General features: G+C 43.6%; 26 protein-coding genes, 1 tRNA gene and 1 riboswitch. Of the genes, 14 read left to right on the top strand and 13 right to left on the bottom strand.

The genetic code is table 11. The annotated features are described in order from the left end of the window. Nucleotides 1-64: 64 nt before the first annotated feature. Nucleotides 65-136, bottom strand: a tRNA-Gln gene (locus FGL80_RS01310). 111 nt (nucleotides 137-247) lie between these two features. Between FGL80_RS01310 and FGL80_RS01305 the strand changes: the two genes are divergently transcribed. From FGL80_RS01305 to FGL80_RS01295, 3 genes are all read left to right on the top strand, one after another. Further along, entirely contained in the window at nucleotides 248-748 is a 501-nt protein-coding gene (locus FGL80_RS01305; protein ID WP_147001744.1) for a phosphatidylglycerophosphatase A, read from the top strand. 159 nt (nucleotides 749-907) lie between these two features. After that, complete coding sequence (gene nagA / locus FGL80_RS01300) at nucleotides 908-2,053, top strand: N-acetylglucosamine-6-phosphate deacetylase (protein WP_147001743.1); 1,146 nt, start codon at nucleotides 908-910, stop codon at nucleotides 2,051-2,053. Then, nucleotides 2,053-2,760, top strand: a complete 708-nt coding sequence (locus FGL80_RS01295) for a GntR family transcriptional regulator (RefSeq protein WP_147001742.1) — start codon at nucleotides 2,053-2,055, stop codon at nucleotides 2,758-2,760. The genes nagA and FGL80_RS01295 overlap by 1 nt, the downstream gene beginning before the upstream one ends. Nucleotides 2,761-2,925: 165 nt before the next feature. Here the strand turns inward: FGL80_RS01295 and FGL80_RS01290 are convergent, their stop codons facing one another. The 6 genes from FGL80_RS01290 to FGL80_RS01265 all read right to left on the bottom strand — a co-directional run bounded on the left by FGL80_RS01290 (nucleotide 2,926) and on the right by FGL80_RS01265 (nucleotide 9,009). Further along, the gene (locus FGL80_RS01290; protein WP_048700191.1) at nucleotides 2,926-3,621 is read right to left on the bottom strand and encodes a methionine ABC transporter permease; all 696 of its coding nucleotides are present in this window, start codon (nucleotides 3,619-3,621) and stop codon (nucleotides 2,926-2,928) included. A 2-nt stretch (nucleotides 3,622-3,623) separates the two neighbouring features. Further along, a complete protein-coding gene (locus tag FGL80_RS01285) occupies nucleotides 3,624-4,703 on the bottom strand; it encodes a methionine ABC transporter ATP-binding protein (protein WP_147001741.1) in 1,080 nt (359 codons plus the stop codon). A 4-nt stretch (nucleotides 4,704-4,707) separates the two neighbouring features. After that, nucleotides 4,708-6,054, bottom strand: coding sequence for a M20/M25/M40 family metallo-hydrolase (locus tag FGL80_RS01280; protein ID WP_147001740.1), 1,347 nt, complete (start codon nucleotides 6,052-6,054; stop codon nucleotides 4,708-4,710). Nucleotides 6,055-6,116: 62 nt separating this feature from the next. Then, nucleotides 6,117-6,962, bottom strand: coding sequence for a MetQ/NlpA family ABC transporter substrate-binding protein (locus FGL80_RS01275; RefSeq protein WP_147001739.1), 846 nt, complete (start codon nucleotides 6,960-6,962; stop codon nucleotides 6,117-6,119). A gap of 117 nt (nucleotides 6,963-7,079) precedes the next feature. Continuing rightward, nucleotides 7,080-7,928 carry a MetQ/NlpA family ABC transporter substrate-binding protein gene (locus tag FGL80_RS01270; RefSeq protein ID WP_084459517.1) on the bottom strand — a complete coding sequence of 283 codons (849 nt, stop codon included), beginning with the start codon at nucleotides 7,926-7,928 and terminating at the stop codon, nucleotides 7,080-7,082. Between the two features lie 397 nt (nucleotides 7,929-8,325). After that, nucleotides 8,326-9,009: a YoaK family protein gene (locus FGL80_RS01265; RefSeq protein WP_029508884.1), complete on the bottom strand. Its 684-nt coding sequence runs from the start codon at nucleotides 9,007-9,009 to the stop codon at nucleotides 8,326-8,328. 391 nt (nucleotides 9,010-9,400) lie between these two features. Here FGL80_RS01265 and FGL80_RS01260 point away from each other — a divergent pair, with 391 nt between their 5' ends. Together FGL80_RS01260 and FGL80_RS01255 are read left to right on the top strand one after the other, a co-directional pair. Then, on the top strand, nucleotides 9,401-12,064 hold the full coding sequence (locus FGL80_RS01260; RefSeq protein WP_147001738.1) for a cation-translocating P-type ATPase: 2,664 nt from the start codon (nucleotides 9,401-9,403) through the stop codon (nucleotides 12,062-12,064). A gap of 6 nt (nucleotides 12,065-12,070) precedes the next feature. Then, nucleotides 12,071-12,514, top strand: a complete 444-nt coding sequence (locus tag FGL80_RS01255) for a hypothetical protein (RefSeq protein ID WP_010000091.1) — start codon at nucleotides 12,071-12,073, stop codon at nucleotides 12,512-12,514. A gap of 30 nt (nucleotides 12,515-12,544) precedes the next feature. On the opposite strand, the gene FGL80_RS01250 is transcribed toward FGL80_RS01255, so the two are convergent. Beyond that, entirely contained in the window at nucleotides 12,545-12,952 is a 408-nt protein-coding gene (locus FGL80_RS01250; RefSeq protein ID WP_147001737.1) for a Fur family transcriptional regulator, read from the bottom strand. Between the two features lie 146 nt (nucleotides 12,953-13,098). On the opposite strand from FGL80_RS01250, the gene FGL80_RS01245 reads away from it, so the two are divergent. Continuing rightward, a complete protein-coding gene (locus FGL80_RS01245) occupies nucleotides 13,099-13,968 on the top strand; it encodes a YihY/virulence factor BrkB family protein (protein WP_147001736.1) in 870 nt (289 codons plus the stop codon). Beyond that, the gene (locus tag FGL80_RS01240; RefSeq protein ID WP_147001735.1) at nucleotides 13,961-14,560 is read left to right on the top strand and encodes a DUF1054 family protein; all 600 of its coding nucleotides are present in this window, start codon (nucleotides 13,961-13,963) and stop codon (nucleotides 14,558-14,560) included. The genes FGL80_RS01245 and FGL80_RS01240 overlap by 8 nt, the downstream gene beginning before the upstream one ends. 32 nt (nucleotides 14,561-14,592) lie before the next feature. Here FGL80_RS01240 and FGL80_RS01235 read toward each other — a convergent pair whose 3' ends face one another. Further along, complete coding sequence (locus FGL80_RS01235) at nucleotides 14,593-15,414, bottom strand: hypothetical protein (protein WP_147001734.1); 822 nt, start codon at nucleotides 15,412-15,414, stop codon at nucleotides 14,593-14,595. Between the two features lie 99 nt (nucleotides 15,415-15,513). Next, a riboswitch (SAM riboswitch) is annotated at nucleotides 15,514-15,616 on the top strand. Nucleotides 15,617-15,712: 96 nt separating this feature from the next. On the opposite strand from FGL80_RS01235, the gene metK reads away from it, so the two are divergent. Continuing rightward, on the top strand, nucleotides 15,713-16,870 hold the full coding sequence (metK, locus tag FGL80_RS01230) for a methionine adenosyltransferase (RefSeq protein WP_010000098.1): 1,158 nt from the start codon (nucleotides 15,713-15,715) through the stop codon (nucleotides 16,868-16,870). Between the two features lie 32 nt (nucleotides 16,871-16,902). After that, nucleotides 16,903-17,841 (top strand): ADP-ribosylglycohydrolase family protein, encoded by a 939-nt coding sequence (locus FGL80_RS01225; protein WP_147001733.1) that lies wholly within the window; start codon nucleotides 16,903-16,905, stop codon nucleotides 17,839-17,841. Nucleotides 17,842-17,884: 43 nt separating this feature from the next. Here FGL80_RS01225 and FGL80_RS01220 read toward each other — a convergent pair whose 3' ends face one another. The 4 genes from FGL80_RS01220 to FGL80_RS01205 form a co-directional block, all read right to left on the bottom strand. Then, entirely contained in the window at nucleotides 17,885-18,814 is a 930-nt protein-coding gene (locus tag FGL80_RS01220; protein WP_147001732.1) for a diacylglycerol/lipid kinase family protein, read from the bottom strand. Nucleotides 18,815-18,883: 69 nt separating this feature from the next. Continuing rightward, nucleotides 18,884-20,401 (bottom strand): phosphoenolpyruvate carboxylase, encoded by a 1,518-nt coding sequence (ppcA, locus tag FGL80_RS01215; RefSeq protein WP_147001731.1) that lies wholly within the window; start codon nucleotides 20,399-20,401, stop codon nucleotides 18,884-18,886. A gap of 163 nt (nucleotides 20,402-20,564) precedes the next feature. Next, on the bottom strand, nucleotides 20,565-22,247 hold the full coding sequence (rnjA, locus tag FGL80_RS01210) for a ribonuclease J1 (protein ID WP_147001730.1): 1,683 nt from the start codon (nucleotides 22,245-22,247) through the stop codon (nucleotides 20,565-20,567). A 3-nt stretch (nucleotides 22,248-22,250) separates the two neighbouring features. Continuing rightward, entirely contained in the window at nucleotides 22,251-22,463 is a 213-nt protein-coding gene (locus FGL80_RS01205) for a DNA-directed RNA polymerase subunit epsilon (protein ID WP_010000105.1), read from the bottom strand. Between the two features lie 153 nt (nucleotides 22,464-22,616). On the opposite strand from FGL80_RS01205, the gene FGL80_RS01200 reads away from it, so the two are divergent. From FGL80_RS01200 to nusB, 5 genes are all read left to right on the top strand, one after another. After that, nucleotides 22,617-23,162, top strand: a complete 546-nt coding sequence (locus FGL80_RS01200; RefSeq protein ID WP_010000106.1) for an LOG family protein — start codon at nucleotides 22,617-22,619, stop codon at nucleotides 23,160-23,162. Between the two features lie 23 nt (nucleotides 23,163-23,185). Next, nucleotides 23,186-23,656 carry a MarR family winged helix-turn-helix transcriptional regulator gene (locus tag FGL80_RS01195; RefSeq protein ID WP_055307472.1) on the top strand — a complete coding sequence of 157 codons (471 nt, stop codon included), beginning with the start codon at nucleotides 23,186-23,188 and terminating at the stop codon, nucleotides 23,654-23,656. A gap of 91 nt (nucleotides 23,657-23,747) precedes the next feature. Then, nucleotides 23,748-24,308 carry an elongation factor P gene (gene efp / locus FGL80_RS01190; protein WP_010000108.1) on the top strand — a complete coding sequence of 187 codons (561 nt, stop codon included), beginning with the start codon at nucleotides 23,748-23,750 and terminating at the stop codon, nucleotides 24,306-24,308. Between the two features lie 148 nt (nucleotides 24,309-24,456). Then, entirely contained in the window at nucleotides 24,457-24,918 is a 462-nt protein-coding gene (locus tag FGL80_RS01185) for an Asp23/Gls24 family envelope stress response protein (RefSeq protein WP_010000110.1), read from the top strand. After that, nucleotides 24,918-25,334: a transcription antitermination factor NusB gene (gene nusB / locus FGL80_RS01180; protein WP_010000112.1), complete on the top strand. Its 417-nt coding sequence runs from the start codon at nucleotides 24,918-24,920 to the stop codon at nucleotides 25,332-25,334. The genes FGL80_RS01185 and nusB overlap by 1 nt, the downstream gene beginning before the upstream one ends. Nucleotides 25,335-25,435 lie beyond the last annotated feature (101 nt).

Here is a 25,435-nt window from a genome sequence, read left to right as displayed (position 1 = left end):
ACTTTAATCGTATTTTGACGTAAAAAAGGGCACAAAAAAAGCAGTCCTAAGACTGCTACTAACATTGCCCCTGTTGGATTCGAACCAACGCATAGTGGCACCAGAAGCCACCGCCTTACCGCTTGGCCAAGGGGCAATTACTCTATATATTTTACAGACTTCACACGGATTTTGCAAGCCTCAAAACGGGCTTTGTCAAATCGTGATTTATTGTTTATACTAGGGACATAATAAAGGGAGAACAATCATGGCATACGCAACTTATGAAAATACTGTCGAAAAACTCAAAAAGCATCGCATCACGATTCGCGGAATTGCGTTGATTGGGTATGAAAACCAACATCGCTATCAACCCGATTTGACATTAGCACAAGTTGAAGAAGCGGTGATTAGTATTTTACATAAGCGCGTCGTGCAACATCAAATTTGGGTGGCATTGGAATTGGATCGTTTGGCCGAAGCGCATTTGCTGGAATCACCTTTGCAAGATTTAGTTGAAGGGGACGATACACTTTTTGGCGTGGATGAAACGTTGGGAACAGCCATTGCGATGTCTTATGACACCATTGGTGTGACCAACTATGGCTACATTGATAAAACCAAAGTTGGGTTAGTAGGCGAATTGGATCGCTTGGGGAAAACAACGCCAGCCGTAACCACTTTTGCGGATGATATTGCTGGTGCCTTGGCAGCTGCTGCGGCTTCAAAAATTGCGCATAACTATGCGAGAAATATTGTGACGAATTAGTGCACACACCATTTAACGCTACGGCGTTTTTATTTTGATTTGCAAAATCGGTCTATACCAATTATAATGAGGATAGTTAGAAAAAGGAGGCAGTGTCTAAGCATATAAATTATTCAATGTGTGTAGTTGAATAATGATGATACTGTGACACGTATAATCATGGTAAAATTATTGAAAAATATTGATCTTTACACAGGATACAAGCACATGCCAGATGCGTATATCCGTTTTTCTGATAAGATTTTAGATGTCGGTTATATGGCAGATTTTGTCCCTGATGCTGAAGATACAGTGATTGAGGAGGCCAGTGGCCGTTTAGTGGTGCCTGGCTTTATCGATGTGCATAAGCACGGTGGCTATGGTTTCGATACGATGGACGGGGATCCTGAAAAGCTTAATGAGATGGTTAACTTGATGGTGACCGAAGGGATTACGTCACTTTTTCCCACAACCATGACGCAATCCCCAGAAAATATTGAACGCGCCTTGGTGACGATTGACCAAGTGGCAAAAACAAACCCAGTTATTCAAGGCATTCATTTGGAAGGACCATTCATTAACAAGGTCTTTATGGGCGCGCAGCCAGAAGAATACATTGTTGATCCTGATACTGAATTGCTCAAAAAGTGGTATGCTTTATCTGGTGAACGGATTCGCTTAGTCACGTATGCGCCCGAAAACGGTGGCATGCCTGATTTTGAAGCCTTTATGTTGGCGCATAATATTCGCCCGTCAGTCGGGCACTCTAATGCGACACGTGAACAATTGACCCATTCACGCGCGACACACGTGACACATCTTTACAATGCGCAACGGCCACTCCACCATCGAGAACCTGGCGTGACGGGCCATGCGATGCTTGAATCATCAATCACGGCGGAATTAATCGCTGATGGTTTCCACATCGCCCCTGATATGCTAGAATTGGCCTTTCGTTTGAAAGGGCCTGAACAGTTAGAATTAATTACGGATTCCATGCGAGCTGAAGGCCTTGGTGACGGGGTTTCTGAACTTGGTGGTCAAAAAGTGATCGTGAAAGATAAGCAAGCCCGTCTTGAAAATGGGCATCTCGCGGGTTCAGTGTTAGCTTATGATGACGCATTCCGTAATATTCAACAGATGACATCTGCTGACATTCAAGCTGCTGTTCAAATGAGTTCAGTCAATCAAGCCCGTGAATTTGGGCTGACCCAAAAGGGCGAACTTGCGATTGGCAAGGATGCTGATTTCAATTTATTTAATAAGGAAGATATGCAATTATTGGCGACGTATTCATTGGGTCGTCGATTTGCACGGAAGAATTAATGACAAAACCTGCGACACCACGTTACATCCAAATTCATAATCAAATTAAAGCGCGCATCGAGGCAGGGGAATGGCAGTCACATAAGCGACTACCAGCCGAACGTGAATTGGCGGCGGCTTTTAATGTGTCACGAATGACACTACGGCAAGCTGTACAAACACTCGTTGACGAAGGTTTATTGGAACGTAAAGTTGGGTCTGGGACGTATGTCGCAGAGCAAAAGGTTTCAGAGCGTGCCTTAGGCATGACCAGTTTTACGGAATTGATGGCTGCTACAGGACGCGTGGCAAGCACGAAAACTGTGAGTTATAGAGTCACGTCACCATCAGCCTCTGAAATGGCGCATTTGCAATTGGCGCAAACTGATGAGGTGATTGTGATGGAACGGTTGCGTATGGGGGATGATGAACCTATTTTGCTTGAACGGACGACAGTACCAGCAAAGTTGGTGACGAATTTTTCCAAGCATGACCTGACCGAATCGTTATATGTGACGTTGGGCAAGGCTGGCGTGCAACCTGGTCGCGCAGAACAAACGATTTCAGCCAGTCTGGCCAACGAACGCCTGGCAGAATTGTTACAAATTAAGCGTGGGGATGCGATTTTGACGGTACGTCAAGTCTCTTTTGACCAAAATGATCGACCGTTTGAATATGTCCGTTCGTATTATGTGGGCGAACGTTTTGAATTTACATTGACACGATAACGTTAAAAGACTAGCTGATGCTAGTCTTTTTTAGTGGGTAGAAAAATCAGGATGAGTACGACCGCACCGCTCATAAAAGGTAACGGATTTATTGCCAAAATAATAAAAATGCTAATACGCGAGGTATTAGCATTTTTTATAAGCGATTATATTTGATAAGCGTGCTTACTTATGGCTTAACTTTTTAGCGAGGTAATCACCCACCACTTGTACAATCAAGACAAGAATTAAGACAAGAATAGTGGCAAACCAGGTCGTATCTGTGGCAAAACGGTTATAACCATAAGAAATGGCCATGTTACCCAAACCACCAGCACCAATGGCACCAGCCATGGCTGTCAAACCAATTAAACTAATGAGTGTGACAGTTGAGACACGAATGATTTCTGAACGGCCTTCACGCAAGTAAACACCGAAGACGATATCCCAAAATGAGGCGCCCACAGATTGTGCGGCTTCAACAATACCGCCGTCGACTTCTGATAAAGCGACTTGTACTTGACGGGCATAGAAAGGAAAGACACCGAGTGACAAAGGCACAAGCGCCGCAGTTGTCCCAATTTGTGTGCCGACCAAAAGCTTGGTAAATGGTGCAATGGCAGCTAGTAAAATAATGAATGGGACAGCACGGAAGATTGAGACGATTTTATCTAAGAGCCAAAAGCCGGCGCGATTTGGGGTGATCCCATTAGGTGCTGTAATCACCAAGCCAACCCCAAAAATCAGGCCAAGCAAACCGCCAAAAAGAGCGGACCAAAATGTCATAAAGAGTGTTTCATTAATGGCCGTTAGCCAACCAGTATCACCAGTCCAGCCTTGATAAACCACATTTGGAAATGTCTGTGCGAACCATGTCTGCATGATTATTGCCCTCCTTTAAGGATTTCGACTTCAACGTGATGATCAGCTAAGGTTGAAATCGATGCTTTAATTTGTTCAGGGGTCCCTGATAGAATCACGAGTAGTGAGCCAACCGGTGTATCTTGTAAGACTTCAATGTTACCGTACAAAATATTGGCCGTCACATTGAAATCACGGAAAAGCCCAGCGATAAGTGGTTCATCGGTTGTCTCACCGACATAAGACAAGCGGACAAAGATTTCGTTGGGTTGTAAGTTTTGGACCATGGGTTGAGCTGTAACTGTTTCAATCGCCTTATCAATGTTCGTCGCGGTTTCGATGAACTCTTTGGTTAATTGTTCCTTTGGTTGGGCAAAGATATCTAGCAGTGAGCCACGTTCAATGATTTCACCATTTTGCATGACCGCGACTTTATTGGCGATTTCTTTGACGGCCTGCATTTCGTGGGTGATGAGCACAATTGTCAAACCAAATTCTCGGTTGAGCTTTTTGAGCAAGGCCAAAATTTGATTCGTCGTCTTGGGATCCAGTGCCGAAGTGGCTTCATCGGAAATTAAAATTTCAGGGTCATTGGCCAAAGCGCGGGCGATGGCCACACGTTGCTTTTGACCACCAGAAAGTTGTGACGGATATTGTTGTGCGCGATCAGATAGGTCAACCAATTCAAGGAGTTCAGCCACTTTTTTGGCTTTTTCTTTTTCAGATAATGGACTGTGTTGTAAGGCAAACGCCACGTTTTCTGTTACCGTGCGTTCGTTTAGCAAGTTGAAATGTTGGAAAATCATCCCAATTTTGCGTCGGCGATCACGGAGCTTTTGGCTAGAAATGCGGGTAATTTTGCCGGTCTTATCATCACTTTGAAAGAAAACTTCGCCGTTGACGACCACAGAACCACTGGTTGGTTCTTGCAAGAGGTTAATGACGCGTACTAATGTTGATTTACCAGCACCTGAATAACCAACAATGCCGTAAACGTCCCCACGTTCAACATGGACAGAGACGTTGTTCACGGCAGTAATGGTCCGTTTTTTTTGATGGAAAGCGACAGTAATATTGTCTAATGCAATAATGGGTTGACTCATTCATTTACTCCTTTAGTTGAGATGCTTGATAACTCTTAATTAAAGCTTTGACGGCATCAATATGTTGGTCATAATCAACCAAACGAATATGCTCGTTTGGCGCATGGTCGAGGTTATTGGCATAACCAACGCCAAGGCTGGCAATTGGGGCCTGCAAAGCTGCATAAATCGTTGCCATTGGACCAGTGCCGGGTGATGTGGGCATGACTACGGGGTCTACTTGGTAATAGGCTTTGGCCACTGAGATGACCCGTTGAATTTCTGGGTCAGACATATCGCTGCGATAACCAGCTAGCCCCAGTGTTTTGGTAACGGTAATATCCGCAAAACCTTGTGCAGTCAAATGATCAGCAATGCGTTGTAACGTAATGTCAGGTGACATATTAGGAACTAAGCGCGCTTCTAATTTAGCCGTGGCGGTCGCGGGTAAGACAGTTTTGACACCTTTATCATTATACCCTGAGATGATGCCTTGGACATTAAGGGTTGGTTGGAAATACAAGGTTTCTTTTAAATCTTGGCCGTTACGATCTGTATAAAGTGGCACTTTTAGGCCGTGTTGCGCCACTAAATCTTCTCGTGTTAAAGGTAACTGGCCAATTAAAGCCTTTTCACGTGCGTTTGGTGCGATGACTTCATCATAAAAATGCGGTACGGCAATATTGCCTTGTTGGTCAAATAATGAGGCAATGGCTTGTGATAAGCGGATAGGGGCCGAGTCAACAACAGCCGACAATGATGAATGAAGGTCACTGTCCGCTGTGTTAGCGGTTAATTCAAAGGTCACAATCCCTTTATTACCACCATAAATTTCGACAATCTCATCCGCATTTTTACCACCAGATTCCCAAAGCACTAAATCAGCCTTGATGGTGTTGGCATGTTTTACCAAGTATTCTGGTAAGTATTGTGAGGCAGTTTCTTCGGCGCCTTCGACGATAAAGATGATATTAACCGGTAAGGTTTGGTCATTTTCTTTTAAATACTCGGCAACTGCCGCTAAGCGTGCAGTTAAATTGCCTTTATCGTCGTCAACCCCGCGGCCATATAGCTTGCCATCACGTGATGACAAGCTATATGGCGCAGTCGTCCACAGGTCAAGTGGTTCGGCGGGTTGGACATCATAGTGGTTATAAATCACAAGTGTCTTGGCATCGGGTTGGTCACTGGTGAATTCAGCCAGCACAAACGGGGCAAAATAGGTGTCATCGTAAGTTACTTTAGCGCCAAGTTGGCGAAAAGCGTTGGCAATCGTTGTGGCTGCTTCGGGTAGTGACGCTGCCTGAGCGGAAACACTCGGAATGGCCACAAGTTCTTCAAGTAAAGTGAGGTAGTCTTGTCGGATTGTCATATGTGTTCTCCCGTTAAACATATGTACCTGTAAGCAAGCTTACAGATGGTGATGATTTGTGGTTACTTCTTGTAATCCCAAACGGTAATTTCGGCATTACCGTAGTACTTTTTCACTAATTCTTTGGTTTTCTCAGTTTGCAATGACTTCACCACGTCCTTTAGGATTTGCTTATCTTTGTCCTTTTTGTTGGCTGCGATAAAGTTGAAGTATTGCTCAGAGTTCTTATTCAAACTTTCAACAAAAATTGCTGAATCAATATTCAAGTTTGCCGACTTGGCATAGTTGGTGTTGACGACCGCAGCGCCAACCTTAGGATCATTTAGGGATGCTGCTGTTTGTGAGCCATCAACTGGGGTGATCTTCAAATGCTTTGGATTTGAAATAATGTCCTTTGGTGTGGCTTGGGTTGTATCTTTAAGCTTGATAAGACCAGCATCAGCCAACAAATGGAGACCACGGTTTTCGTTTGTTGGATCGTTAGCAATGGTGATTTGGTCACCATCTTGGATGTCACTGACTTGCTTGTACTTATCGGAATAAATACGTAATGGTGTCGTCCAAGTATCACCAATTGCGACAATATCTGTTTTATATTGCTTATTCCAGTTTGCCAAGTAAGGGTAGTTTTGGAAAGCGTTCAAGTCAATTTCTCCAGCAGACAAGGCCTTGTTAGGTTGGAGATAATCAGTGAACTTCTTGGTCTTTAAAGTGATGCCGTACTTCTTCTTGGCGGTTTCCTTGACCGATTGCCAAATTTCGTCTTCGTTCTTGTCACCAGCCATGACACCGATTGTGACCGTCTTGTTGGCCGTTTCTTTGCTGTGACCACCAAAACTAAAGTAAGCACCTACGGCAATGGCTGCAACAGCAACACCGCCAATAATCCAATTCTTTTTTTGACTCATGTGACAATCTCCTTTATAGCGGGGGGTGGGTGGTTAGCGAATGGTTCGCTGATCTGAACGTCCCATGCCAACTGATGTGACGCTCAGATCAGTAAACCAATCGTTACTGATCAAACTTTACTTAGAGAAATCTTTTCCCCAAGCGGCGAGTTCGGCACCATCATAAACCTTATCGATCACATCTTTTGTGGTTTGTGTTTGGTAAGCTTTAACAACGTCTTTGAGGGCTTGTTTGTTCTTATCTTTTGCATTAACGGCAATAATGTTGACCCATTGATGAGAATCTTTGTTGATGGGTTCAACGAAAATGGCCTTCTTGTAATCAAGACCAGCAGTATCAGCGTAAGTTCCGTTAACCACGGCACCTTGTACATCTGATAACGCACGCGCTGTTTGGTCAGCGGCTAATTCCTTAATTTTTAAGTCTTTTGGATTCTTAGTAATGTCCTTGACAGTTGCTGTTTTTAAACCTGGCTTCAAATCAATCAGGCCAGCAGCCTTCAAAACGTAGAGGGCACGACTTTCATTTGACGCATCGTTAGGCACGACAATCGTATCACCGGATTTGAAATCTGAGACATTTTTATAGGTATTACTATACAAACGAATTGGTGAAATGACCGTGTCACCAAGTGCGACAATCTTGTTACCCGTTGCTTTGTTAGAGGCATCAAGGAACGCATAATGTTGAAAGGCGTTAATATCAATGTCGCCATTGGCAAGGGCTTTGTTTGGTTGGTTATAATCTGAAAATTCTTTGAATTTCAGGGTAATGCCGTAATCTTTTTTGGCGGTTTTAGCCACCGATTGCCAAATTTGGCTATCTTGCTTGGAACCAGACATAATGCCGACAGTGACCACTTTGCCGTCTGTCTGTTGGGCTGGCTTACCAAAACTTGCGTAGCCAATGCCACCAATGGCCACAATTGCGGCGCCACCAATTAACCAATTTTTTACTTTACTCATGTGTTATTCTCCCAAATGTTGTCATGAATTGTGTGATTTTAGAAAAGACAGGTCGGGTTAACAGGGACAAAAAAACCGCCTCTGTATACCTAAATACAGAAGCGGCTAAAAAAGCGCGTTACCATTCTGAGTTGTCAGTCAATATTACTATTGACTTGCTCACTAACCATCGGGCATCGGGAGATGATCCTAGCCGAATGGTGTGCCCAGTAACGAGGGCCAAACCGTTGCCGACTAAATGGTAAACCAATTCGCCGACACCAATCACAGGTCATTTTCACAATCTCACGCACGCTAATTTTCATCAACCATTAGCTTTCTGGGCTTTGCTTAATTGCTACTTTTCTGTTCAACTTGTTTATTTCTAAAATCGTTAAGTTTTATAATACGCACTGGTTTAATATTTGTCAACACCTTTTTTTGAAAAATCAAAAAGTAATGTGAAAATAGTGAGTAAAATCACGCTAGAACCAATCAACGTGTAATGATCAAAGAGGTACACAAAGCAAGTTGAGACAAACGCCCCAACCAAAAAAGCTAAGACAATGAGGGCAAACAACCAAGCATCGTGACGAGCTTGCCGGTCTTTGGTGTAAAGGAAAGTCATCAGGTTAGCGCCAACATTTCGGAGGTTACCTGTCGACATGACACTGGTAAAAGGCAGCCCTTTAACTTTAGGGAAAGCGTCTAATTGGATAGCTAAAAAGAAAGACAGTAACGTGATATAAAGGGTACTTGAGATATAGGGACTCAACATCACAACGAGCAAGACGCCAAAAGTTTCGACGAGCAGGCTGTGTTGTTGTTGAGATAGTTTACCAATCTTGAATTCACGTTTGAGAATGCCGTTAAAAGCAGCGCCTAATATGAAAAAAATGATCGGTAAAATAAAACTTTGTGCGGCAGTAAATTGTCCTTTGGCCAATAAGAAGCCGGCTTGAATAATATTACCCGTTTGTAAGCTGGCAAACCGTTCCCCATGATATTGAAAGGTGTAGGCATCGACAAAACCAGAATTAGCTGCTAAGAGTAACGCGATATAGAGACGTTCATGAATCGGATGTGTCGTTTTTTTTGACATAAATAAATCGGCACGTAACGATGATGACAATTGGCATCGTTACGTGCGGTCCCCCCAATTATTTTTATCATTCTATTTTACGCTATTTTCAGGGTAAAAGACATTAAATTCTATCTCATAGTACGCCGACAGTAACTTGCGTCATAGGCGTGCCTTTGTTAGAATAAAGGTATAATCATTCCTGAGGGAGTAACTGGCGGATTTTCCGCGACAATACCGTCAAAGCGAGTAAGGTTAAAAATCTTACTTATATCGAACGTACGGTTCCGGTATTGTCTTAAATGGTGAGACTCATGTAAACAACTCATGCCGGCGCATAGTGTTGTTTATGTGGGTCTTCTTTTTTTAGGTGAGACGCAGGGATGAAGGCACAAAGCCTAGGAGGAGAAATATGGCAGATAAGCCACTATATAACCAAGATGTGACGACCATCATTGCCGAGTTGAATACGGATGGGCAGCAAGGGTTAAGCACACAAGAGGCTGCCAAGCGTTTGGCTGAAAATGGTCCAAATCAGTTAAAAGAAGCAACCAGCACGTCATTGCTACAAAAATTTATCAATCAATTTAAAGATTTGATGATTGCCATTTTGTTAATTGCCGCGATTGTTGCTGGCTTTACTGGCGAAATGGTTGATGCGAGTTTCATTTTGGCGATTGTGATTATTAACGCTGTTTTTGGTGTTTTTCAAGAGGCTAAGGCCGAAGATGCCATTAATGCGTTAAAAGAAATGTCGACACCCAATGCGAATGTGATTCGTGATGGCAAAGATATGGTCATCAAGTCAACAGATTTGGTAGTTGGTGATATTGTTCGCTTGGAAGCCGGTGATATTGTGCCGGCTGATCTGCGATTGACAGAATCAGCTTCGCTACAAATCGAAGAAGCTTCATTAACAGGTGAATCTGTGCCGGTTGATAAGGTCGCCGCCACTTTAACGGCGACTGACTTACCATTAGGCGATCGCAAAAACTTAGCCTATATGAACACCAATGTCACGTATGGTCGTGGTGTGGGGATTGTTGTGCACACTGGTATGCAGACTGAAATTGGTCATATTGCCGGGATGTTAGACGCAGCTGCGGAAACGCGCACGCCTTTGCAAGACAATTTGATTCAACTTGGTCGTGTCTTGACCTATTTGATTTTGGCAATTGCGGCCATCACGTTTATTGTGGGATTGTTGCGTGGTAAAGAAACAATTCTGAACATGCTGCTCACCTCAATTTCATTGGCAGTTGCGGCCATTCCGGAAGGGCTACCAGCGATTGTGACGATTACGTTGGCACTGGGGACAACCCGAATGGCAACACGCAAAGCCTTGATTCGTAAGCTACCAGCGGTTGAAACGTTGGGGTCAACTGACATTATTGGTTCTGACAAAACGGGTACGTTAACGCAAAACAAGATGACGGTTGAAAAGTTAGTCGTGAATGCCGAAATTTCCGATGCGGCAACGACAGAGGAACTAACAGGCACTTATGCACGACTAGCTGATATTTTAGCGTTAAACAATGATACGAAGCGTACGGATAATGGGTATGTTGGTGATCCAACCGAAACGGCGTTAATTGCCTTTAATGAAAATCATCAACGTGATCTTGATAAGTTATTTGCAGAAATGCCGCGTGTTGCTGAAATTCCGTTTGATTCGGAACGTAAGCTCATGACGACCGTACATCCTGCACCACAAGGTTACATCATCACAGTTAAGGGTGCACCGGATGAATTATTGAAGCGCGCAACACGCATTGAAATGCATGGTGACATCGTCCCATTGACGCCAGAGATTCGTGAAACATTGTTGGCTATTAATTCAGAGTTGGCTATGCAGGCACTACGTGTCTTAGGTTTTGCTTATAAATTATCTGATACGATACCACCGGTGATGACGCCGGATGCCGTCGAAAATGACCTTGTCTTTACAGGCTTTGTGGGCATGATTGACCCTGAACGTCCGGAAGTTTCTCAAGCGGTGGCAGAAGCCAAAATGGCCGGTATTCGGCCAATCATGATTACCGGTGATCACCGTGATACGGCGGCAGCGATTGCGATGCGTTTGGGTATTTTAGATGAAGCCGATATGGCCACGGCTGTTATTTCTGGTTCGGATTTGGATAACATGAGTGATGCCGAATTTGCGGACAAGGTTGACCGCTATAGTGTTTACGCTCGTGTGGCACCGGAACACAAGGTGCGAATTGTGACGGCTTGGCAGAAAAAGGGTAAGGTTGTGGCCATGACTGGGGATGGTGTCAACGATGCGCCAGCACTGAAAGCAGCCGATATCGGTATTGCCATGGGTATTACCGGAACTGAAGTGTCTAAGGGTGCCTCAGATATGGTCTTGGCCGATGATAATTTCGCAACAATTGTGCATGCGGTTGAAGAAGGGCGTAAGGTCTTTGCTAACATTCAAAAGGCTTTGCAGTATTTGCTGGCCTCGAACTTAGCCGAAGTGATCTCAATCTTTGTGATGACGTTGCTCGGTTGGGAAATTCTCGCACCAATTATGATTTTGTGGATTAATTTGGTGACAGATACCTTACCAGCGATTGCCTTAGGCCTTGAACCAGCACAAAAAGATGCGATGACGAAGCAGCCACGTGGTCGTGGTGCTAGCTTCTTGTCGGGTGGTGTTGGCCCAGCAATTATTTGGCAAGGTATCTTGCAAGCTGTAATCGTGTTATCTGTTTACGGCTTTGCGTTAGCTTATCCAGTTCACGCTGGCGAAACAGCGGCGCATCAAGATGCCTTAACGATGTCATTTATGACACTTGGTTTGATGCAAATGTTTAACGCGATTAACGTGAAGTCAGTTTATGGCTCAATGTTAGGCCCACAAGCCTTCCGCAATAAGTTATTCAACTGGGCCTTGGTTGGCTCATTGGTTGTGATGGCCGCAGTTGTGGTGATCCCACCATTGAATCCAATCTTCCACGTGTCACATTTGGATGCTTATCAATGGGCAGTTGTCTTAGTTGCCGGAATTAGTATCATTCTGATCGTTGAACTGGTAAAATTAGTACAGCGAAAAATTTTCAAAAAAGGATAAGAGACATTGCCAAAATTTAATCCAAAACAAGCCCAAATTTATATTCAAACATTGCAAAATGTTTTGACAAATACGGAAGAGACTGCAACACGCGTTTCACCTTTCTTTACAAAGTTAGATGATGCGAAGGAAGCAGGTCAAATTGCTGATATCCCTGCTGCAGAATTTGCTGAAATTAAAGCCGAATTCGAAGATGCGGTGGCGAACTACAAGGCCAATGCGGCGCAGTTAAATGCTGCTTCAGCACCGGTACGTTTGTTAGGCGTTCACAAGTCACTTGCAACGGCGTACACGAAGTATGCGGAAGCGACACAATTAATGGCTGACGCTGTGATTGTAGCTGATCAAAGTGTGGATGCTGATAAGTATGCCCAATCTGAAGAAGAACAAGGGATTTATTTGGAAAAGATTCATGCGGCTGTTGCCAAAATCATGAATGCTAATTTGTAATCAAAAAGCCGACACTATGTCGGCTTTTTTTTATTTGGTATCTTCGGGCGCAATGCCATAAACTTCAATGTGAAAACCAGTAATATTTAAGGCACTAGCTTGTCGGGCAGCTTCAAGTAGTGGTCCGACATCAAAATTTTCCGCATCAATAATGGCATTTGTTTGGGTATTGATAATATGATAGTGTGGCTGACCGTAGTAGTCAAAGTGACGTTTACCATCTTTTAGGGTATCAATGGCGATTACGATGCCAACCGCTACTAGGCGTTCTAAAGTGTTATAGATTGTGGCTAAGCTAATCTCTGGTAAATCACGGTGGATCATTTCAGCGGTGGGGTGAGTTTCGTGGGTCATGAGGTAGTCTAGAATGGCGAGGCGTTGACCAGTTACTCTCAGCCCATGTTTTTTTAAAATGTCGTGGTGTATCAGTTCTGTCATAACGGCCACTCCTTTGCTTGTCATGTTTAGTATACCATGCCAAATCGTCTGTTTCGCAGTTAAACCCTGTACATGGTCACCAGTATCATACGCATAAGTTGAACATTTTTTAGGTGATATGCCATTTTTTTTGGCATAATAGAGATATGTTAAATCAAGTGAAATATTATTGGCAGAAATTAGATAATCGCTGGCAGTTGGCGACGTTAGGGGAATTGTTTTCGCGTGCGCAAATTAATTATGTCGGACCAACCTTTGCTTACTACGCCTTACTAACGGTTTTTCCGATGCTGATGTCCATTGCCATGATTGTTTCGATTGCCAATGTGAGTCAAGCTGCCTTAATGACAACGCTTAATAGTATGTTACCACAGGATGTTGCCGCCGTTGTCCGGCCGATTTTCAAGTCGGTCATGGCGTCTAAGCAAGTGTCATTGTTGTCTTTTTCGGTGCCTTTCACCTTATGGACCGTGTCACGGGTGATTGCGGTCTTTCGGCTATCTTTTAATCGCATTTCGGATACTGATGAGCGGATTAGTACAATGTTGACGCGATTTTGGTCGTTTTTGTGGTTATTGGTCATTTTAGCTGGTTTCGGTGTATTGTTGATTGGCGGCAATATTTTAACCCTTGTGGTTAATCGCCTGCCAAGCAACCAGTTGCCACTGTTTATCCTGCACCAGACGCGTTGGTTAATCTGGTTGGGACTGTGGCTAGCGCTAGTGATGCTCAATTATTTTTTACCAGCCAAATCAGGTCGCGCACCGTTTAAAATAGTCATGCTAGGGAGTTTAATTGAGTTGGGACTGTTAGAAATTTTGAACGTTGCCTTTACTTGGTATGTCAGGTTTGGGTTGAAACGCTATGATTTCTACCAGTCAATGAGTTCAATTATTGTCTTATTGATTTGGTTAAACTTAATTGCTACGATTTTGGTCACGGGTTATGTTTTGATTCATTGGTTGACCGTCTTGTCGGCAAAACGGCAAGCACGACAGGAGGATTCACATGTTTAATGCGCAGGATTTTGATATTTTTGACGAGCCGACTCTCTCTGGCCGTATGACAGCGATTCGGGACGTGATCGACCCTAAGTTTGAGCAAGCTGCCGCAGTGCTATTACCGATTTTGGCGACAGATGGGCAACACTGGACAGCTCATATTGCCAAGCATTTACGCCGGACGACAAATGCTCCAGACAACACATGGGTCGCTTTTGCGCCTAATAAACGTGGCTATAAAATGATGCCACACTTTGAACTGGGCTTGTGGGCTGATCATCTCTATCTTTATTTGGCCGTTGAAGAAAATATGAAACCACAGCAAACACCTGATATTGTCGCTAAGTTACAACGCGCACGTGAACAAGTAGCACAGCTACCTGCAGAGTATGTGTTAAGTGCTGATCATATGGTCAACGCCACGCAACCGCTCACCTTAGCGGCTTATGATGGCTTGGTTGCCCGTTTTGCTGCTGTGCGGCATAGTGAAGTCTTAATCGGCTTAACAATTCCGCGTGGTGATGACCGTTTACAAGGCGATAGGGCAGTTGAAGTACTCAGCACGGCCGTCAAAACATTATTACCAATTTATCAAGTGCTTAAATAAAAAAACGTGATGGTGTGAACCATCACGTTTTTTTAATGATAGATGAGAAGTAGGGATAAAGCAAACATCAAGACATACCCCATCGGTTGCCAGCTACCAATTTTAGCTTTGACAAATTGTAAAATAAAAGCCAGTAAGCTAAAGAGGATGACAAAAATCGTGCCGATGCCAATCGCGTGGCTAAAAACTGTGACCAAAAAGAGGCCAAGGGTCAGAATGCTTAATTTCCGACCATCAGGATTGGGCATCATGATGGGGGTAAAGAAGAAGCCAAAGCCAAAAAGCATTGGCAGCAGTTGGTTGAGGTAACGATGCGTCATAAAGCCGTTTGAAATGTAAAAGATGGTGACAGGGACGGTATAGGTTGCTAAAACACTTAAAAGCACTAAGCCTAACCAATTTTGTAACCCTAACCACTGCTGCTGTAGGATGATAAAGAATCCGCTAAGTAGGAGTAACAACAAGAAAATCTCGTGTCGTGTTTGAATGAGGGAGCTAAAGGTCAGTAAAATGCTCACCCCTAGGAAGGCATAACTGAGCAAACTACGTAAATTTTGGGTAATCAGGAGCGTGATCCCAATGGCTAAGGTCAGGGTGTAGCCAAATAGTGGAATTAATTGCCAAGTGACGGTTGCTTCAGTTAACGTCTTGGTATGTAGGAGTGGTTGACGCCACCAGATAAGATTTAAGCTCAAAATAATGACAACGAGTGGGACCCATTGGCGCCAATCTAAAAAATTCACTGGGTGAAAGGTTTCATAGGCGCGACGCTCACGAGGATCGGTCGTGATACGTTTGGGCATGGGACGGCCGTTTGGTAATTGATGTGATTGTAAGTGATTTGGATAAGTCATATTGTTATTGTACCTTAATTTGGTGGACCTGCGTAGCGTTTTGGGCACAAGAATTTGCAATCTAGTGGTGATTTTGTTATGCTGGAGATACAATTTAAACAGCTATCAAGAGCAGGCGAGTGATACAGCACTTTGACCCTGCACCAACCGGCAAAATATGGCAGCATATTTCGTCATGGTGGTCCATCTGTACAGATAGTCGTCACGTTAGCGCGTTCCGACTTATCCGTTGGGAGGCGCTTTTAATTTGCGACCGTGTAGCTTTTTATTTTGAAAATCGAAGGAGGTCATGTTTATCATGACAAAGTATTTTACCTCAGAATCCGTTTCAGCTGGGCATCCCGATAAGATTGCCGATCAAATTGCCGATGCGATTTTGGATGCTGTTTTAGCGCAAGATCCTTATGCGCGCTCAGCCGTCGAAGTGACAACATCAACAGGCGACGTCTCAATTTTCGGCGAATTATCAACATCTGCTTACGTGAATGTGCGCCAAATCGCGATGGATACCATTCGTGAAATTGGGTATAACCAAGCGGAACTTGGCTTTACCGCAGATTCCGTGAACGTTTCTAACCGCATCGTGGAACAATCAGGTGATATCGCCCAAGCGGTTGACAGCGCCGATGATGATCCAGAACAATTAGGGGCTGGGGATCAAGGCATGGTCTTTGGGTATGCCACCAACGAAACGGATAGTTATTTACCGTTGACTTTGGCCTTATCACACCGTTTAATGCGTCAAATTCGTGATGTCCGTGAAGCTGGCACGTTAAGTTACTTGCGCCCAGATGCTAAGGCTGAAGTCAGTGTGGAACTTGATGATAACAACCAAGTGACGCGGATTGCAGCAGTCGTTTTGTCAACACAACACGATGAGACAGTTACTTTGGACCAACTACGAGAAGATGTCCGTCGGTTAGTCATTGATGCTGTTTTGCCACAAGATTTGGTCGACGATGAAACGGTTTACTATATTAACCCATCTGGCCGTTTCGTTCTTGGTGGCCCACAAGCAGATTCTGGTTTGACAGGTCGTAAGATTATTGTTGATACTTATGGTGGGGCGGCCCATCATGGTGGTGGCGCATTTTCTGGTAAGGATGCGACCAAGGTCGATCGCTCAGCTGCTTATTTTGCGCGTTATGTGGCTAAAAATCTAGTAGCTGCTGGTGTCGCTGATAAGTTAGAATTGCAAGTTGCTTACGCAATTGGTGTGGCACAACCCGTGTCATTAAACATTGAAACCTTTGGCACAGCTAAAATTGATGAAGACAAGATTCGTGACATTACGGCACAACTCTTTGATTTCCGACCTTTGGCGATCATCAATCATTTAGATCTCCGTCGCCCAATTTACAAGCAAACAGCTGCGTTTGGTCACTTTGGCCGAACAGATATTGATTTACCTTGGGAAGCATTGGATCAAGTCGACAAGATTAAAGCATTGATGTAAATGCTGGTATTTTGAATATGTTAGAATAAGGTATGGCTAAAAAGCAAGCAACAATTCAATTTTTAATGTTTGGTATCGCGGTTGGTGAAAGTATGACCCTGCTATCAAACAGTGAACAAGGCGCATTACTGTCTGATCCAACACAGTTTAAACAAGAGCTGCGCTGGGGGTCACACACGAGTTTGTCATTGACGACCGTTGCGAGTTTGTCACGTGGCTACCAGTTAACTGATGTGATGAATCATTTCCAAAATTGGTATAAAAAGCGCCAATTTGCACCCGAAAGAACACGTCAACGCATTGATGTCGTCACCAAAAAGGCGATGGATAATTACAGTAAAAATCGGGACACTTTGGCTTCTGGTATTTTAGAAGACGTGGCGGATAGTGAAGATATTTTAGTCCGAATGTTACCGGTTGCGTTATATTTACATCATGAATACGGTGTGTCGTTTATTAATGATGAATCAGCCATGTTAACCTTGCATCGTATTGCGGGCCTAACGCATAATGCGGAAGGCGCCTTGGTGAGTGTGGGTATGTTAAGCCTAATTGTGAGCCAGATTCTTGAAAAACAGCCCATTCGAGATGCGGTGGAAAATGGCTTGGCCTTTGGCTTTGAATATTATTCTCGCCATAAGGTGTTTGAATCAGAATTAAATGCATTTGAAGAACTTAATTTACCGGACTTTGCCAATATTCCGGTCGGCAATATCGTGTTAGATGGTCGCAGTGCCAACACATTGGAAGCGATTATTTGGTCGTTATTAAACAGCCATAACTATACTGAAGCGATGAAAAATGCCTTCATGCATGGTCACGCGAACAGTATTGTCCCAACTGTTGTCAGTGCCATTGCGGCCATTATTTACCAAGAAGATTTGGTCATTCAAGCCAGTGAACATTTGATATCGCGGAAATTAATTGTCAGTGTGACAAACCAAGCGGAACGTCTAGGACGATTTAATTAAGATAAAAAGCGTTATCTCTATTTTTAATAGAGATAACGCTTTTTTAGAGCCAAAATGGATAGGACTGATAATCAATGGTCAGGCCAAAAGTACTAGGTTGCAAAGTTTCACCGTCAACTTGGCCAGGTTGCATGTCACGGACGTAAATTTGTGTGCCATGTTGGAGTGGAATCGTTGTCACGTTTGAATTATCGAGATGGCTGCCATCCTTTTTTAAGGCCATAAATAATTTTAGAAACTGGAAAAATGACATTTTTTTGGCGATGACGAGGTCGAGCCGCTCTTGGGTTAAGTCAGCCGTTGGGAGTAGGGCAATCCCACCACCAAAAAAGGGCTGGTTGGTAATGGTGACCAGAAAAGCTTGGGTAAATTGCTGATACTGATCGCCAGTCATGACAGTCATTTGGAAAGCTTGTTGTTGGAAAAAAGCGGCTAAAGTTGTAGCCAGGTAACTAAATTTTCCTAAGCCCAAACGGTTAAGCCGTTTTTTCCAAGGTGATTGGTTGGTGTGATCGACCACTAACGCATCAAACCCAATCCCCAGATTGTTAATGAAATACCGCGTTGTGTGATAAAGACCGTCATCTGTCATGCGCCCAACATTCAGTTGCTGTGCTTGGGTTGTCTGTTTAAGATGGTGCAGCGCCTCACTGGCTGTTCCTAAGTGGGCTGCTCGGGCAAAGTCATTACCCGACCCAAGCGGAATATAGGCTAAGGGGATGGGGTGTGGCCGTTGGGCTTGTATTAAGCCGTTTAACACCTCGTTTAGGGTGCCATCACCACCGATTGCTAAAACAACCGCTTCAGGGTCTGTGACCGTGCTAGCAATGTTTTTTGCCAATTTGACCGCATGGCCAGCATATTGGGTGTCGTACCAGCGTGCGATGGGGCGTAGTTGTTTAATTTGACTGATAATATCGCCATGTGCTTGGTTACCAGCCTGAGGATTGTGAATCACGTAAAAGTTTGGCATGATAGTTATTCTTTCGATAAAAACTAGTTTTATTGTAACAAAAAAGCCCTGAAGGGCTATGTGTGGTCATTATCCTAAGAAGTGGCGGAGTTGCGCCATACGGTTAATTAAAGCTGTAATGGCAATTGGCGCCCCTTCTTTAATTTGAACAACTTGCAAAGCGATTTCTGCATGTTGTTGTTCTTCACGGGTTTTAGGACCAATCTCAAGATCAAAAATATCTTTGACAATCATAATGTCGCGTTCAACATCTGCCCAAGCGGGGCTTTGTGTCTTCAAGATTGCGAGCGCATCGAGATTAACAAAGCGAGCGAGTTCACGGAAATCGTCCTTCATACTTGGGTAATTCCGGACAAACGCTGACAGATGATCAGCGTTTAAGTTTTCAAGGGCCCGACCGAAGCCGATGAATTCTGGTGGCACACCGATTGAATAAAAGGCACCGGTAAAGTTGATGGCACGGGGTAATTCGATACCGTCAACAGAACGTGAGTAGCCTAAGACACCAACGTGTTGGCGGCGATCACGACGCTTAGGGAAGGCCTTGAAAATTGGTTGCATATCAGGCACCAGTTGATCTAATGTATGGGCATAGAATTCAGCTGATTCTTCGGCCACTTCGGCTAAGACTTTTTGGTCGGCGGCTGAAATCTGTAATGGTTCAGCCGTCGGCAACTTTTCTTTTAATTCAGCAATCGCTTGTTGGACATCAGCAATTGGGAAATCGTAGCGGAAAGCAGACTGAACGGTTGCTGTACGGACACCAGGGAATTCTTTGACATAACGGTCAATACGGTGTGGTGACAAACCGCCACGGAAAATTGCTGAGCCAGTCCCAGAAATTGGATAAATTTCAATGTTTTCTTCACGGGCAAATTCATGTAAGCGGGCAATTGCCAGCTTGTTACCCGTAATTGAGCTCATGAACCCAGCCGTCAACGCTGAATCAGATCCGGCAAGGAACACACGCATATATTTTGGTCGGAATCCAAAATGTTCTTCATGCAACTTGAGATATTCTTTCAAAATTTCTGGTGCGTGAAGTTGGGTATCGAAGTCTTCAAATAGGGGAATAATTTCAATATAAGGGGTATTTTTATCTGAACGAGTAAACTCAACTGACTTAAAGTTGGCTAGCTTTTCAAACAAAACCTGCATCTTCAGCAATTGATCAGCGCGTTGTGCCATTGGCAAAATGGCTTCAAATAGTGGCCGTTGTTCAAAGCCTAAATCATGTGCGAAGTCTTCTGAGCTTAAGATGGCAGTCATTGCCTGCATCAAGTTATAGCCTTTTTCTTCCCAGATATTTGGGAAGCGGAATGTTAAGAATTTATCACGACCAATTTGTTGGTTCTTAAAGTAATCATATTCGGTGCTAAATAGGCGATCAATGACGGCAGCATCGGCGTGCTTACCTTCCCAATCCCACATGTATTCATCAACATTTAATTCACTGAAATTTTCAAAAGCTTCGTTCATTTCGCGATAGGCGCTGATAAAAGGTTGTTGGGATGCATCCCAGAAAGGTGCATTCGCATTATCGGGGTGTTGCGTACCCATAATCGTAGGGATTTTTCGTTGTGTCATGATGGCTCCTTCATATTGTACTTCTACTATTCTAGCATATTGGGCACGGTTTAAAAATGTTAATGTCAAGTTTTATACGTTGACCTCTGAATAAAAGAAAATAATGTTCGGTATTTATTGCGTCAAGGCAACAAAAAAACACCCACAGGGGGTGTTTTTGTCATTAGACCATAATCAACATTGGTAAAATCATTGGCTTACGTGCTGTTTCACGATACAAGAAACGTGATAAGTCATCAATGACTGCTTGACGAATATCAGCTTCAGTTGCATTAGCGTTATTCATCACACGACGCATCGTGCCAAAAATAATCCGACGGCCTTCATTAATTAAATCACCAGACTCACGCATGTAAACAAAGCCGCGTGACAAAATATCTGGGCCAGAAAGAATTTCTTTTTTCTTCAAATCGATAGTAGCCGTGACCACGACCAAACCATCTTGTGAGAGCTTTTGGCGATCATGAAGGACAACTGATCCGATATCACCGATACCTGAACCATCAATGTAAGTATCTTCGCCAGGAAAATGACCCGCAATCCGGGCATTTTCACCATCAAGCGCTAAGACATCACCGTTTTCCAAAATAAAGGTATGATCTTCGGGGATATCTAGTTCGTGTGCCAATGAGGCATGAACTTTCAACATGCGATATTCCCCGTGCACGGGCATGAAGAACTTTGGCTTCATGAGGGCTAACATCAACTTTTCTTCTTCTTGGCCACCGTGACCAGAAGTATGAATGTTGTTGACCTTACCATAAATAACATTGGCACCGCCTTCTTCCAGCTTATTAATCACTTCATTGACCGAAGCGGTGTTACCCGGAATAGGGGATGATGAGAAAATAACGTTGTCGTTTGGCTTCAAGCGAATTTGCTTGTGCGTGCCTTCAGCAATGCGAGCCAAAGCGGCCATAGGTTCACCTTGTGAACCGGTTGATAAAATCAACAGTTCTTCATCAGGAATATGCTTAATCTCAGATTGCTCAACCAGCATGTCATCAGGAATGTTTAAGTACCCTAAAGCACGACCATTGTTAACAGCTGATTCCATTGAACGACCAAAGACAGCAATCTTACGCCCATGGGCAATTGCCGCATCAGTTGCCATACGGACACGGTTCATATTTGAAGCGAAGGTCGCAAAAATGATACGACCCTTCGTAATTTTGTCAAAAATACGGTTAACGGATTTGGCAACCCAAGCTTCTGACTTCGTCCATTCAGGACGTTCAGCGTTGGTTGAATCACTCATCATGAGTAAGACGCCTTTTTCCCCAAGACGGGCCATTGACCACAGGTTAGGTGGCTGCTTTGTTGTTGGGGTGAGATCGAACTTGAAATCACCGGTTTCAACAATTGTCCCGACTGGTGTGTGCACCGCAACACCGAATACATCAGGAATTGAGTGGGTTGTCCGGAAGAATTCGACACTTAATTTATCAAATTCAAGGACTGACCCATCCGTAATTTCGTGTAGTTCGACGCGGTTGAGGAGTTGTTTTTCTTCGAGCTTGTTCTTAATTAAAGCCATTGCCAGTGGACCAGCGTAAACTGGGACGTTAACAGCTTGTAAAAAGTAGGCGATTGCACCGATATGGTCTTCGTGTCCGTGGGTGATAACCAGTGCTTTCACGCGATCGATATTATCGACTAAATAAGTATAGTCGGGAATAACGTAATCGATACCAAGTAGTTCATCTTCGGGGAACTTAATACCCGCGTCAACAACGATGATTTCATCTTGATACTCAATACCATACGTATTCTTACCGATCTCGCCTAAACCGCCTAGCGCATAAACGCCGACTTCGTTTGGTTTAATATCTACAGAATATGTCATAGTTTAGAATGTTGTGATTTCGAAGTTTGGGTTAGCTTTTTCGTAAGTCAATGCCTTATCTGAAAGTTCTTCGATAAATTCAACGTTGTAGTTGGTGTTGTCTTCAATAATTTCCCGTGCTTGTGGCAAGCTTTCTGCCGACAAGTAGAGTGAAAGGGTTGTTTCACGCTTGGGATTGCGTTCAGGATGTTCCTGGTAATAAACTTTGTAAATCATAATGCCTCCAAAATATCGTTAATTTTTTAATTTGTCACGAACGAAAACCTATATTATAGTGTACCACATAGCATGCGAAAACGGGAATGTTGTCGGCCTTATTACTTGATTATTCCCATTATCATTGTTAAATTGATGTAGGGGAACAAAGAAATGTCAGTCAAATCGATTACAGTTTTTATGGGATCGCAACTTGGCGCAGATCCAGAATTTACAACAATTGCAGCGACGTTGGGAGAAGCACTCGCCCAACAACAGCTCACACTCGTTTACGGAGGTGGGCGAGACGGCCTGATGGGTGTTACGGCTCGTGCCGTGATGGCACATGGCGGCCAAGTTATTGGTGTGTCGCCACGTAACTTAGCAGAAGAAACGATACCGGCTGCTGACATTACACAGTTGATAACCGTTGAGACAATGTCTGAACGGAAAGAATTACTGATGTCACTTGCTGATGCGTTTATTGTTTTACCGGGTGGATTTGGCACACTTGAAGAATTAGCGCAAGTGTTGAGTTGGGCAAGAATTGGCTTACATCACAAACCACTCGTACTATTAAATGTGAATGGTTACTATGACCATTTGTGGGATTGGATCGCAGATAGTGTGACGGCTGATTTTGCTGTACCAACGGATTTAGCGGCGGTGCGGTTATACAACAGTGTTGACGATGCGTTGCGCTATCTTGGTACCATTTAAAGGTATGAAACAAGGGAGATCATATGCCAGAATATACAATGTTAGCCGATTTTATTCGGGTTTACATGTCATCGCTAAAACACATGGAAACAATGCTCTCACAGCCAATGCGTGAATACGGGTTGTCTTTTGAGCAGTGGTTGATTATGGCATCAATTGCGCGCAGCGAAACGCCACTGACATTAACAGAAATTGCCGCAGAACGTGATGTGACAAAAGGCGCCGTTGGCCGCCAATTGAAGCCGATTTTGACGTTGGGTTTTGTTGTCCAAACGCCAGATGAAAAAGATCGGCGGCGGATCCTCTTATCCTTAACGCCAGAAGGGCAGCGTATCGAGGCAGAAATTACCAAGCGCGTACGGGCTCGTGGTAAGGCGTGGATTGAAGCATTTGGTCTCGAAGAATCACGTGACTTGTTAAAAGACATTCATCGATTTGATGATTTAATTATGAAACCGGCACTCAATGGGAAAAACATTGAGGAATCACGATAATTGTGGTAAAATTTTGTTTTGTATGAAGACTGCATCATAGACGGTTTTCTGGTATAATAAACTAAATTATTTATAAAAGAGGATATTGATCATGGCAATTGGCATGAATGATTTAAAGAATGGTTTGACAATTGAGTATTCAAACTCAATTTGGCGCGTTTTGGATTTCCAACACGTTAAGCCAGGAAAGGGTGGCGCATTTGTCCGCTCAAAGTTGAAGAACTTGCGTACAGGTGCCGTGAACGAAGTGACTTTCCGTCCTGGTGATAAGTTCGAACAAGCTGATATCACAACACGTCCAATGTCTTACTTGTTTGCTGAAAACAATGGTCGTGTCTTCATGGATGTTGAAACTTACGAACAAATTAACTTGCCAGATGACAAGATCGAAGCTGCTTTGAAGTTCTTGCTTGAAGGTATGGAAGTTAAGATCACAATGTTTGGTAACGAAATTTTGGGTGCTGAATTGCCATCAACAGTTGCTTTGAAGGTGACGGAAACACAACCAGGCATCAAGGGTGCGACAGCAACTGGTTCAGGTAAGCCAGCAACAGTTGAAACTGGGGCAACAATTACTGTGCCTGACTTTATTAACGAAGGTGAAACAATCATTGTTAATACTGAAGACGGTTCATATAAGGGCCGTGCCTAATTACAAAGTGTGAACTAACACAAGCTGACGGTGCTAACACGGCACAATTGTTGTCATGTTATCCAGTGGCTGCGTGTTGTAGGGAACACAGATAAAAAGTTCCCTAGGGGAACTTTTTATTTTAAAAAATATTTTCGAGGATGACATCATGGCCAGAGAAATTAAGCGTAGCAAGCAAGCTACAAAGAATATTATTTTAGCAACGCAACATACTGTTGCGGGGACAACACAAGTGACGCCAGAAGTCATTGAAGTGATTGCACAAATTGCAACGCAAGAAGTGCCAGGTGTTTATTCAATGCGTGGTAAGTTGTCAGATCACTTTACGAACGCCTTTGGTTCAAATGCACGTGGTAAGGGTGTTGAATTAACACAAACTGAAGACGGTTTGATGATCGATGCCTATGTGTTTTTGCAATATGGTGTGGCTGTGCCGAAGGTTGCGCTTGACATTCAAAATGCCATTCAATCTCAAATCACATCAATGACAGACTTAAACGTTGTGCAAACGAATGTCCACGTGAGTGGGATTGTCCCAGAAAAAGTATCCAATCAATTTGATCCAGATAATCTATTTGGTGAAACAGAAACAACTGAGGTGGCCGATTAATGGCGAATTTATCACGACATGAGTCACGTCAAGCAGCTTTTCAGGTGCTGTTTGCCCTTGAAAAAGATCCTACGAGTAATAGCATTGACAGTCTTTACGAGATCGTTTTAGATGGTAAGGACTACGATGATTATTTACCACGCCTTGTTAACGGTGTCTTGGGTTCAAAAGCCGATCTTGATGCGCATATTACGGCACATTTGGCTACCGGTTGGGCAATTAATCGCATTAATAAAGCTGATCTTGTGATTTTGCGCTTGGCCATTTATGAATTAAACAATCAACTGGTACCCTATAAGGTAGCGATTGATGAAGCGTTAATTTTGGCTAAAACATTTGCTGACGAAGATGACCGTAAGTTTGTTAACGGGCTGTTAAAGCATTTTGCGCCAACTGATACACCCAAGGTCGATTAGATCGTTAAAAGTCGCTTGGCGGCTTTTTTTCTTAAAAACAATTATTGGGTCATGATGACGAGACGACAAAAGAATGGAGGAAAGGATGTTATCCTTTCAGG

This window comes from Leuconostoc lactis, from assembly GCF_007954625.1.
Classification (GTDB): Bacteria; Bacillota; Bacilli; order Lactobacillales; family Lactobacillaceae; genus Leuconostoc; species Leuconostoc lactis_A.
This window is presented reverse-complemented; position numbering and strand designations above follow the sequence as displayed.